At 68.1% G+C, this 11,565-nt stretch carries 9 protein-coding genes; 2 read left to right on the forward strand and 7 right to left on the reverse strand.

The genetic code is table 11. The features are described from left to right. Positions 1-177: 177 nt before the first annotated feature. The 7 genes from VGP60_RS36240 to VGP60_RS36270 all read right to left on the reverse strand — a co-directional run bounded on the left by VGP60_RS36240 (position 178) and on the right by VGP60_RS36270 (position 9,583). Positions 178-594, reverse strand: coding sequence for a hypothetical protein (locus tag VGP60_RS36240; RefSeq protein ID WP_327552717.1), 417 nt, complete (start codon positions 592-594; stop codon positions 178-180). Between the two features lie 135 nt (positions 595-729). Next, on the reverse strand, positions 730-3,081 hold the full coding sequence (locus tag VGP60_RS36245; protein WP_327552718.1) for a polysaccharide lyase 8 family protein: 2,352 nt from the start codon (positions 3,079-3,081) through the stop codon (positions 730-732). Positions 3,082-3,193: 112 nt separating this feature from the next. Further along, entirely contained in the window at positions 3,194-4,648 is a 1,455-nt protein-coding gene (locus VGP60_RS36250) for an aldehyde dehydrogenase (NADP(+)) (RefSeq protein ID WP_327552719.1), read from the reverse strand. Further along, positions 4,645-5,811: a hypothetical protein gene (locus VGP60_RS36255; protein WP_327552720.1), complete on the reverse strand. Its 1,167-nt coding sequence runs from the start codon at positions 5,809-5,811 to the stop codon at positions 4,645-4,647. The genes VGP60_RS36250 and VGP60_RS36255 overlap by 4 nt, the downstream gene beginning before the upstream one ends. Positions 5,812-5,815: 4 nt before the next feature. Beyond that, the gene (locus tag VGP60_RS36260) at positions 5,816-7,072 is read right to left on the reverse strand and encodes a glucarate dehydratase family protein (RefSeq protein ID WP_327552721.1); all 1,257 of its coding nucleotides are present in this window, start codon (positions 7,070-7,072) and stop codon (positions 5,816-5,818) included. Further along, positions 7,072-8,016 carry a 5-dehydro-4-deoxyglucarate dehydratase gene (locus tag VGP60_RS36265; RefSeq protein WP_327552722.1) on the reverse strand — a complete coding sequence of 315 codons (945 nt, stop codon included), beginning with the start codon at positions 8,014-8,016 and terminating at the stop codon, positions 7,072-7,074. Before VGP60_RS36265 ends, VGP60_RS36260 begins: the two co-directional genes overlap by 1 nt. A gap of 52 nt (positions 8,017-8,068) precedes the next feature. Beyond that, positions 8,069-9,583, reverse strand: coding sequence for a sodium:solute symporter family protein (locus VGP60_RS36270; RefSeq protein WP_327552723.1), 1,515 nt, complete (start codon positions 9,581-9,583; stop codon positions 8,069-8,071). 133 nt (positions 9,584-9,716) lie between these two features. Between VGP60_RS36270 and VGP60_RS36275 the strand changes: the two genes are divergently transcribed. After that, the gene (locus tag VGP60_RS36275; protein ID WP_327552724.1) at positions 9,717-10,520 is read left to right on the forward strand and encodes an IclR family transcriptional regulator; all 804 of its coding nucleotides are present in this window, start codon (positions 9,717-9,719) and stop codon (positions 10,518-10,520) included. A gap of 38 nt (positions 10,521-10,558) precedes the next feature. Further along, on the forward strand, positions 10,559-11,380 hold the full coding sequence (locus VGP60_RS36280; protein WP_327552725.1) for an NAD(P)-dependent oxidoreductase: 822 nt from the start codon (positions 10,559-10,561) through the stop codon (positions 11,378-11,380). The last annotated feature ends 185 nt before the right edge of the window (positions 11,381-11,565 follow it).

Genomic DNA, 11,565 nt, shown 5'->3' on the forward strand with positions numbered 1-11,565 from the left:
AGGAACTCGCCGAGGAGGCCCGGACCCATCTACGCCGCCGTCAGAACCAGCCCGGCAGGGTGAAAGCGTTCTTCGGCAAACAAGAAGTCCGCTACGCCGCAGATTGAACACGCCACATTTGCCTTACCCATCAATAGAACACCCGTAGCCACTCACGAGCCACCTGCCCAGGCGGGGTTACCAGGCGGTCTGCCCGGCGCAGGAAGCCTGCGAAAGCCGCTTCACCGAGGACATCTTGTCGTTGAAGTTGTGCTTCGCGCGCATGTCCGGGATCTGCTGCCCCGCTTTGACGCAGTAAGCGGCACCCTTGCGATCCTGGTGCTCGTAGACGACCCAGGCCGACGGCGTGGTGTTCTTCAGCGAGCTGACCGCGTCACCGATCTGGGCGCGCTCCAGGTCGTCCGACGAATCGGTGAAGTACCTGACGACGCCGCCGTGCAGCCAGTGCGTGTCGTAGTCGAAGTCCGAGTAAAGCTCGAGCGTCGTCGCCGTGACGCCGTCGGGCTGAGCGGGCGCCGCCTCGGCCGTCGCGCCCATGCCCAGCGACAGGGCGATTCCGGCGAGCACTCCAGCGATAACGTGATTCTTTTTCATCACTGCCCTTTTCGTTGGTGAATTTCGATCTTGATCACCACGATGGCAGTGCCCGCTATGCGTTCGCTAACCGTCCACTAAGTACAGTGATGGGCTACGCGCGACCACTGGCTGAACAGTGGCCGCGCGTAGCGCTCAGTTACCCAGTTCTACCGTCTGGGTGGCTCCGAAGGTGCCCGCGACAGGGACGTCCACGACCTTGCGCCGCACGGTGACCCGGATAGTGTTCTGGGTCTGCGCCGGGTCGGAGACGGTGAGCCGCCAGCCCTTGCGGGTCCGGCCAAGGCCGATCGACGCCGGGCCGGAGACGGTCACGTCGTCCACCGTGCCGGCCGCGAAGAAGTTGGCCAGCAAGGTGTTGTCCCACAACAGGATCGCCTGGGCGGTGCGGGTGTTCGCCCGGACCCGCCACGCCCATACGGAGGCCACTGTGGACACCAGCGACGCCCCGGGGAGCACGGCATAGGCGTACGACGCGCCGGACGGTTTCGCCCCGTGCTCGATCACGATCTTCTGGTACCGCCGCGTGTACGGCGTCGTGGTACCGCCGGTGTTCGCGCCCGTGTCGACGTCGGCCCAGGCGCCGGTCCTGTCCTCCCGCAACACCGAGAGCTTGGCGTCGTCGAGCAGGATGTAGCCGCCGACGCCTTTCAAGTGCAGCCAGCGCGCCTTGTCCAAAGTGGACGTCTGGCCCAAGCGGGTCGACGACAAGTGCCCGTCGGCCAGCAGCACGCCGCTGCCGTTCTCGCCGAGGCTCCGGTTTTCCACCGTGGTGCGCACGTTCGCGCCGGACGCGTCGGTGATGCCCGCACCGAGGCACACCACGCCGCTGGGAGTGAAGAACCAGGACTTCTTCGCCGTCAGCGTGCCGTCCTGCGACACGAAGTCCATCGCGTGCGCGCCGTGTTCGGCGTCCCAGCGCACTCCGCCGGTGTGGTGCAGCGGGGTCACCGGCACCGAACCGAGTGGCGTCGGGGTGGAATCCTTTTCGGTCGTTCCCGGGATCAGCCTGGCGTCGACGGTCGGCCAGTAGGCGTCGCTGTAGTGGCCCTCCGCACTCGGCAGGAACGTGTAGAGCGCGCCGTCGCCGGTGTACCAGCCGCGCAGGTTCATCCCGTTGATCGACTCGTAGCGGCAGATCCGCGTGGAACTGATACCGAGCGACGCCGACCAGTCGCGGGTCACGTGGATCATCCGGTCTTCCTGCCCGAAGACGCGGTGCACGGGCACGACCGGCGGGCGCTTCGGTTTGGTGGCAAGGAGTTCCTGCGCGTACTCGACCTCGGGGACACCGACGGGCTGCAGTCCGCCCGAGAACCGCTGGACGTCGACGACGTCGAGGAACGGCGCCCACTTGTTGCGGTCGATCCAGTCCGCGGCGAGCCCGGCCAGCCGCGAACGCGCGGGCTCCTCGGCCTTGTGTGCCATGAGGACGGTCGCGGCGATCAACTGGTGCCCGGCGTCGTGGCCCGTTTCGCCCTGCCGCGAGAAGAACCGCCCCCTGGCCGGTTCCATCATGTAGCCGTTGAACATGAACGGCGCGCAGGCGTCGGGCAGGATGTCATAGATCTGCTCGCGGACGTCGGCCGCGACCTCGAAGGCCGTGCCGGAGGTGACCTCGATCAGGCTCGCGACGGCTTGCAGCAGCACCAGCGCGTAATGGCCCGGGTAGGGCACGACGTCGTGCTGGAGGAACGAGCCGTCGGTGTGGAACCCGTCGCCGCTCGTCACCAGTTTCACCAGGCTGGCCGCGCCGCCACCCGCGACGTCAGTGACCGCCGCGACGCCGGTGGTGACGCGCGCCGCGTCGCCCAGCATCGCGCCGGACAGCACGGCGATCATCGCCTTGTCGGCCCGGTTCGCGCCGGTCTCGACGAGCGAGGGAGTGTTGCCACGCCGGTTCGGGTCGCTCACGAACTTCAGCACCGGCCGCAGATACCGCTCGCGATCGGCCGGGGAGACCTTGTCCCCCATCGACGCCAGGATCTGCAGCACCCAGTACGGCACGCCGATCTCGTAGACGTACCAGTTGCCGATCTCACCGGTGTTTTCGTTGTACTGCAGGCGGTACAACGTGTCCAAAGCGGACAGGATGCGGCCGGGCAGTTCGGGTTTCGCCGACAGCGCGGATCCCGGGGTCGCCCAGGCGACGGCGATCGTGCGCAGTTTGTAGTACATCTTCGGGAAGTAGGTGCTGCCCGGGCCGATCGGCAGGTCGGCCCACAGCTGGTCCGCGCCGACGTTCATGGTCGAGTTGTAGCCCTCGGCGACCTCGTCGATCGCGGCCACGGCCTTGTCCCGCTCGCGCGACCGCCGGTTGCTCCCGACCTGCAGCACGCGGTACGCGGCCTCGATCGCCGCGAAATCCTGTGCCGCCGGTCGCGCCGCGGCGGCCGGCGCGGCGAACGCGGGCAGCGCACCCCCGACCCCCAGTGCGGCGCCCGCCGCGACAACCGCGCTTCCGCGCAGGGCAGTCCTCCGGTTCATGGGCATGACGGGCCTCCAGGGTCAAGACTTCGTTGGCTTGCTGGGTTTTTCGGGTTCGCTGAAGACCTCTTCGGCGGCGAGGGGCGCCGCCGAAGAGGTCTTCAGAGTCTGTCTAGCGCTGGCCGTCCGTGCGGCGCGGGAGCTTCCAGGGGTTGTCGTCACGCAGGGCTTCCGGCAGCAGCGCGTCCGGGAAGCCTTGCCACGCAACGGGCCTGAGGAAACGCTCGATGGCCGCGGTTCCCACGGACGTGGACGTCGGCGCGGTGGTAGCCGGGTACGGGCCACCGTGCTGCTGCGCCCAGCTGACCGTGACCCCGGTCGGCCATTCGTTCCACAGCAACCGGCCCGCGAGCTTGATCAGCGAGGGCAGCACACCGCGCACCAGCTCGGCTTCGCTCTCCTCGCCCTGCACGGTCGCGGTGAGCCCCGGCTCGAGTTCGTCGAGCAGGCTCACCAGCTCGGCCTGGTCGGTGTAGGTGACCACGAGCGACGCCGGGCCGAAGCATTCCTGGTGGATCGCTTTACCGGCCGCCAGGAACTCCTTGCCGCTGACGCTCAGCAGCGTCGGGGTGAACACCGGACCGTCCTGTCCGGCCTCCGCCAGCACCTCGACGCCGGGCACCTCACGGATCCCGGTCAGCACGCGGGTGTAGCCCTCCGCGATGCGCTCGTTCAGCATCGGCTGGGCGGCGACACCGGAAACGGCTTCCTTCAACGTGTCCTCGAGGCCGTGGCCCTCCGGCAGGAAAAGCAGGCCGGGCTTGGTGCAGAACTGGCCCGCGCCCGTGGTGAACGAACCCGCGTACGCCTTGGCAACAGCCTCGCCGCGCGCGGCCACCGCGCCTGGGGTGACGACGACAGGGTTGACGCTGCCGAGTTCGCCGTAGAACGGGATCGGGTTCGGACGGCTGTTGGCGATATCGAACAGCGCGCGCCCACCCGGCACGGAACCGGTGAACGACGAAGCCGCGATCCGCTCGTCACGCAGTGCCGTGACACCGACGTCGACCCCGTGGATGACCGCGAAGATCCCTTCCGGCGCACCGGCCGCGACGAGCGCGTCGTGCACGAGCGCGCCTGTCCGGCTGGAGAGTTCCGGGTGACCCGGGTGCGCCTTGAGCACCACCGGGCAACCGGCGGCCAGCGCGGACGCCGTGTCGCCACCGGCGACGCTGAACGCGAACGGGAAGTTGCTGGCGGCGAAGACCAGTACCGGGCCGATCGGGATCAGCACGCGCCGGATGTCGGGGCGCGGGCCCATCGGCCACGCGGCGTCGGCGTGGTCGATCGTGGCGCCGAGGAAGTGCCCGTTGTCCAGCTCACCGGCGAACAGGCGCAACTGGAACGTCGTCCTGGCGAGCTCGCCCTTCAGCCGCGGTGCGGGCGCGAGGTGCGTTTCGGCCGCTGCCAGCGCGATGAGCTCGCCGGCGGAGTCGTCCAGCGCGTCGGCGACGGCGATCAGCCAGGCCGCGCGCTCGGCGGGCGTCGAAGCGGCTGCTGGTCCGGCCGCATCCGCGGCACCGGCGAGAACGCGCTCCAAGGTGGCGGAATCGGTGTCCTGGGTCATGAATCCTTCTTTCGGAAAGCGTGTGCCGCGCTCGTGGCGGCGTGCATGTCCGGCCAGCGGCCGGGGCCGGCCAGCCCGAGGTGGTAGAGGTGCAGCTCGGAAGCACCGGCCTTGGCCAGATCCGTAGCGTAGGCCTCGATATCGGGGACCGGGCTCGCGGCCACCGCGGTGATGTAGCTGCCGACGTCCACAGTGGATGGAAGCTTCTTGCGCGCCGCGGCGACGGCGTCGACACTTCCTTGTCCGGGTGCCCAGTTCTGCAGCACCACGGCGTCGACGTCATCGGCCGCGGCCGGGGTCAGACCGGGAAGTGCCCCGGTCACCCAGGGCTCGAGCGCGCCGTGCAGGACGACCCTGGTGCCGGGCTTGATCGCGGCGAGCACGCCACGCCGGAGCTGATCGGTGCCGCGCTGCCGGGTTTCGAGGATCGCGGCCGTCAGCTTGGCGGGCAGTTTGTCGGCCGTGGCCGAAAGATCGGCGCTGTCCACCAAGCGGCGGACCTCGGTCCGCAGGGCGTTGCGGACGTCTTCGGCGATGGCCCCGGACTCGGCCCAGCCGTCTGCGCACGCCGTGCAGCAGCACACCGAAAGCAGTCGCGCGACCGCGGGAGACCAGACCCCGTCGGTCTTTTCGTGCTGGTGCTGGTGAACCGCGCCGAGCGGACCGCACGCTTCGAGCAGCACCGACGCGAAGTCGAGCCCCGCCAGGCATTCCGCGGTCAACGTCGCCGCGTACGCCTGGACCTCGGGCCGCGACGGGCACAGCGCCCAGGGGTAGCTCTCGCCGAAACAGTTGCGCACGGCGAACTCGGGGAACTCGGTGCCCAGCTGGGAGTTGTGTGTGAGCACGATCCACGCGGCGGCGGGGATACCGGCCGCGTTCAACACGCGGACGGCGTCCCCGGCGCTGTCGGGGACCGAGACCCAGTCCGGTGCGGCCGGACGTAACTTGGCGTCACGCCAGGCTTCCTCCCGCACCGGACGATAGAGAGCCGCGTGCCGGGCGACCACCGAAGTACCCTCGGGCGACCACGGGGTCGCGGACCGCGTGCTGTGGTACGAAACCGCCACCGCGACTTCGTCGACCTCGAGTTCCCGCGCCCGGTCCACGAAACCGGGGGCGTCGAGGATGTCCCACGGATAGGCGTAACCGATTACTCGCATGGTTTCACCACCGTGCCGTGTTGGGTTCGAACGAGGGGACGAACTTGCGCATGTAGGTCACGTCGTCTCGTTTGGTCTGTCCACATCGGACATAGTCTTCGTGTGCCCTGGCCAAGGCGTCGGGATCCAGTTCGATGCCGAGCCCCGGCTTGTCGGGCACGGCCACCGCGCCACCGCGGAACTCCAGCGCTCCGGGCGCGATGACGTCGACGCTGCGCCACGGCCAATGCGTGTCACAGGCGTACGTCAGGTGCGGGGTCGCCGCGGCGACGTGCACCATCGCGGCGAGGCTGATGCCGAGATGGCTGTTGGAGTGCATCGACAGGCCGACGTCGAAGGCCTCACAGGTCTTCGACAACGCCTGGGTGTCACGCAAACCACCCCAGAAGTGGTGGTCCGACAACACGACACCGACGGCCCTGGCCCGGAAAGCGGGCTCGATGTCCTCGAAACGCACCACGCACATGTTGGTGGCCAACGGCATGCTCGCCTGCTCGGCGACCTTGGCCATGCCGTCGATCCCCGGCGTCGGGTCCTCCAGGTACTCGAGGACGCCTTCCAGTTCCTTCGCCACCCGGAGCGAGGTCTCCACCGTCCAGGCCGCGTTCGGATCGATGCGCAGCGGGTGACCGGGGAAGGCCTCGGCCAGCGCGCGGATCCCGTCCATCTCGTGGTCGGGTTCCAGCGCACCGCCCTTGAGCTTGATCGACTTGAAGCCGTATCGGTCGATCATCCGTTTCGCTTCGCCGACAAGGGCTTCCGGGGTGAGCACTTCGCCCCAGACGTCCTGTTCGGCGTTTAAATGCGATCCGTACTTGTAGAAGAGATACGCCGAAAAGTCGACTTCGTCCCGCGCGCGCCCGCCGAGGAGGTCGACCACCGGACGGCCCAGGTAATGCCCCTGGGCGTCCATGGAAGCGACCTCGAACAGCGAGTACACACTGGCGATGGTCTTGCTCACCGAAAAGCCGCCGGTGAGGCCGTGCTCGTCGGCGAACACCGCCCCGCCCAGCACCCGCGTCACGATGCGGCGCAGGCCGGGCAGGTCGAAGACGTCGTGCCCGGCCAGCTCCGGCAGCACTTTCCTTACCTGGTCCAGGAAAGCCAGGTCACCGTAGGACTCACCGAGGCCGACCACGCCGTCCTCGCAGCGCAGTTCGACCACACTGCGCAACGCGAACGGCTCGTGCACGCCCATCGCGTTGAGCAGCGGCGGATCGGAGAACGCGACCGGGGTCAGGACGACGCCGACGATCTTCATCAGCGCGCACCGTCCAGAGTGGACAGAAGCGCGTAGCCGTCCTTGACGATCTTTTCCAGGCGGTCGATCTGCTCCGCCTCGGGCTCGACGAGCGGCGGCCGGACGCCGCCGACCTTGTCGCCCCGCAGCCGCGCGGCCGTCTTCACCAGCGAGACCGCGAAACCCGTGGTTTCGTCCCGCAGCGCCACCAGCGGCAGGTAGAAGCCCGCCAGCAGCGCGTCGATGACCTTGTCGTCCCCGGCCGCGAGCGCGCCGTGGAAGCGGATCGCGATCTCCGGCGCGAAGCAGTGGACCGCCGAGGAGTAGCGGGCCACCCCGATCGCCTTGTACGCCCGTGCCGAGACCTCGGCCGTCGGCAAACCGTTGAAGAACAGGAACTCCCCGGCGCGCGGTGAGTCCGAGCTCCGGATCGCGGTCACGATCCTGGTCATCAGTTCGACGTCGCCGACGCCGTCCTTGAGACCGACCACGGACGGGATTTCGAGCAGGGCCGGCGCGGACTTCGGGGTGAACGCGCCGTTCGAGCGGTGGTAGACGATGACCGGGATGGTGGTGTCGTTCACCGCGTAGCGCACGTGGTCGACGAGGCCGGACGGCGGCCCGGACACGAGGTACGGCGGCAGGAGCAGGACGCCGTCGGCGCCCCCTTCCTGTGCCGCCGCGATCCCGGCCCGCGCCGTCGCCGCGCCGCCTCCGGCACCAACCCAGACCGGCACTCGACCGGCGACCACCTCACGCGCCGTTCGCAGGAGCGCGGCTTGCTCGTCGGCCGCCAGCGCGCTGAACTCACCCGTCCCGCAGGCGATGAACAGTGCTCCGGCACCGGCTTCCACGTGTCCCTCGACCGTTTCACCGAACGCGTCGAGGTTCAGCTCAAGGTCGTCGGTGAACGGGGTGAGGGGAAACGCGAGCAGGCCGTCAAGCTCGATGTTGGGTTGTGCCATCAACTTTCAGCTCTTTCGTTCTGAGGGGATCATGAGCGGAGGGTGGCTTCGCTCATGCGGGTACCGCCGACGCGGCCGGTGGTTTGCCGCCGACCTCGATGTCGTCTTCACGGCCGATCAGTTCGATCATGGCGTTCGTCGACTCCCTGCGCTCAGGGGCCAGCAGGCCAAGCCCGCTGAAGAGGGCCAGCGAAACCAGCACCGGCGTGGCGACGGTGACCGTCGGGTTGGCGAGGAACACGTAGTAACAGAGCGCGTAGGCGATCAGCCCGCCCGCCCAGGAAACCAGCGCGGCTCGCGGCCCGCAGTTGCGGAACGCCGGAAGCATGCCCAGCAACAAGGGTACCGAGATCGGGCCCATCAGGGCTGCGACCCACGACACGACGATCTGGAGCACACCGCCGAGCTGCTGTGCCTGGGTCGCGACGATCATGGTCGCCACCACGAACAGGATGGTGGAGATCCGGGCCGCACGCAGTCCCTCGACCTCGGTGAACGACTTCGCCCGGCGCCACAGCACCGGCAGCATGTCGCGGGTGATCACCGAGGAGATCGCGTTGGCGTCGGAGGAGACCATGGCCATCGTGTGCGAGAAGATGCCGGCCAGCACCAGGCCGATCAGGCCGGGAGGCAGGAAGGTCAGCGTCATCACGGCGTACGACGTGTTCGGGTCCTTGAGGCCCGGGATGAGCAGCGGGGCCGCGAACATCGGGAACATCAGGACCGGCGGCCACAAAAGGTAGAGAGCGGACGAAAGACGCGCGCCGCGGCGGGCTTCGCGGGTGTTCGGCGCGGCCATGTAGCGCTGCGCCAGGTTCCACATGCCACCGTTGTATTCGAGCGTCTTCACCAGCACGTAGACCATGAGGAAGATGGTCGTGTACTTGGAGGTCGCCGGGTCGAGGTGTCCTTCGGGCAGCTTCGCCCACATCGTCCAGAGACCGGAGATACCGCCGAGCTTGTCCAGGATGACCCAGATCATCACGAGCGCGGCGACGGCCTGGATGACGAACTGGCCGAAGTCGGTGAGCGCGTCGGCCCAGAGACCACCGGCGGTGCAGTAGATGAGGGTGACCGAGCCGGTGAGGATGATGCCCCAGACGTAGGGGACCCCGGCGAAGGCGTTGAGCAGGGTCGCCACCGCGTACCACTTGGCCGCGATGTCGAAGATCTTCAGCAGGCTGCCGCTCCACGCGAGTGCCTGCTGCGTCGGGATGTTGTACCGCTTGGCCAGGTATTCGAGCGGCGAGGCCACGCCGACCTTCGACCGCAACCGGTTCCACCGGGCGGCGAAGAGCCAGCTGCCGATCCCGACACCGATGCCGATACTGGCGAAGCCCCAGAAGTAGACCGTGATCCCGCTCGTGTACGCCACACCGGCGTACGCCACGAAGAGAACCGCGCTGTAGCCGGACATGTGATGGGAGATTCCGGCCAGCCACCATGGCATCTTGCCGCCGGCGGTGAAGAAGTCGCTGACGTTGGAAACCTTCTTATGGGACCACCAGCCGATCACCACCATCAGTACGAAGTAACCGCACACCATTGTCCAGTCGAGGAAATGCACCGCTGACCCCTCTCGCTGTTCACGCTTGTGAACGGAGTCTGTTATAGTGATTATGGTTCATACACAGGAACGTTGTCCCGGGACGTTAATATGGCGTGACGAAGGTGTCAACGGCCAGATGGAGGAGCGCCCAATGCCGCAGAAGGTGGTAATCCCGGCAGGCGAGAACGCCGTCGAGCCCGCGGGAGTCAAATCGGCGCGCCGCGCCATCGATCTGCTGGAGACGTTCGCGTCGAACGACGTCTGGCTTTCGCTGTCGGATCTGCACACGAGGACCGGTTTCCCCAGGTCAAGCCTGCACGGGCTGCTTCGCACGCTGCTCGACGCTGGTTGGCTGGAAGCGGACTCGAACACCGCGCGCTATCGCCTCGGGGTCCGGGCCCTGATCTGCGGCACGGCGTATCTCGATCGTGACCCGGTTGTCCCCTACGCGACCGAAGCGCTCGAACTCGTCCGTGAGAAGACCGGGTTCACCGCGCACTACGCGCGTCGCAACGGCGCGGAGGTCGTGTACCTGGAGACCCGGGAGTCGATCAGGTCCACGCATCTGGTGTCGCGCGTCGGCCGGACCCTGCCCGCGCACGCCACCGCGCTCGGCAAGGTGCTGCTCGCCGAGCTGACGCACGACGAGATCGAAGCCGTGCTGCGCGACCCGCTGAACGCGCTGACCCCGAACACGATCACCTCGGTCGAAGCCATACACGCCGAATGCGCCCTGACCCGGGAACGCGGCTATGGCGCCGAAATCGAGGAAGGCAGCCTCGGGGTGCGGTGTGTCGCCGCGGTGATCCCGTACCGGATCCCCGCCACCGACGCGATGAGCTGTTCCATGCCCATCGGCCAGGTCACCGACGACGACGCCAAACGCGTCGGCGAACTGCTCGCCGAGACCACCGCGGAGCTCGGGCAACGCCTGCGCCGCGCGGGAATTCGCTGATTTCTCCCCTGTTCCCCATACAAGAAATGAGAACATCGATGGCAGACCAGCGCGTCCTGATCACCGGATCCGCGGGCATCGTCGGCGGCTTGATGCGTTCGCGGCTCCGCCGTGAGGGCCGGATCCTGCGCCTGCTGGACCTGTCCGGCCAGCCGGCCGCGGAGGCGGGCGAAGCTGTCGAGCTGATCTCCGGTTCGGTCACCGACCCGGCGGCGATGGCCGAGGCGTGCGCCGGTGTCGACGCGGTGATCCACCTCGGCGGTCACAGCCGGGAGACGTCGTGGGAAGAGACGCTCGACGTCAACGTCCACGGCACCAAAACCGTCCTCGAAGCCGCCCGCGCGGCCGGTGTCTCGCGCGTGATCCTGGCTTCCAGCAACCACACCGTCGGTTTCCGGCGGAACGACGAAGCCGGCGAGACGGGCCTGCCCGCCGACTCCACCGCCCGCCCCGACACCTTCTACGGCGTCAGCAAGGCGGCCATCGAAGCGCTCGGAAGCCTTTACCACTCCCGATTCGGCTTGGACGTCATCGTCGTCCGCATCGGCTCCTGCTTCCCGAGCCCGGTCGTCCTCGGCCCCCGCGGCCTCGTCACCTGGCTCTCCCCCGACGACGGCGCGCGCCTGTTCGAAGCCTGCCTCGCCACCCCGTCGCCCGGCTACCGGCTGATCTGGGGCGTCTCCGACAACACCCGCCGCATCTACTCCCTCGCCGAAGCCGAGGCCCTGGGCTACAAATCCCTCGACAACGCCGAAACCTTCGCCGACCAGATCACCGCCCCCGCCCTCACCGGCCCCGCCGCCGAGTACGTCGGCGGCCCCTTTGTCACCGCCCCTCTCGGCGAACCCAACCCCCTCTGAACCTTGTTGATAGGTGGCGTGGCTCGGGATGGGGCCGGCGCTCGGCTAGGTGGGTGGCTCGTGAGTGCCTACGAGTGTTAGAACACTTGTTGCCACTCACGACCCCCAGGTGCCGACGCCCCTGAGCGTCGGCCTGCTCCCGGGATTTCCCCAAAGCGGCGTTGGGGGCGCTCGATGCCCCCAAC

It is taken from the genome of Amycolatopsis sp. (genome assembly GCF_036008905.1).
Taxonomy (GTDB): Bacteria; Actinomycetota; Actinomycetes; order Mycobacteriales; family Pseudonocardiaceae; genus Amycolatopsis.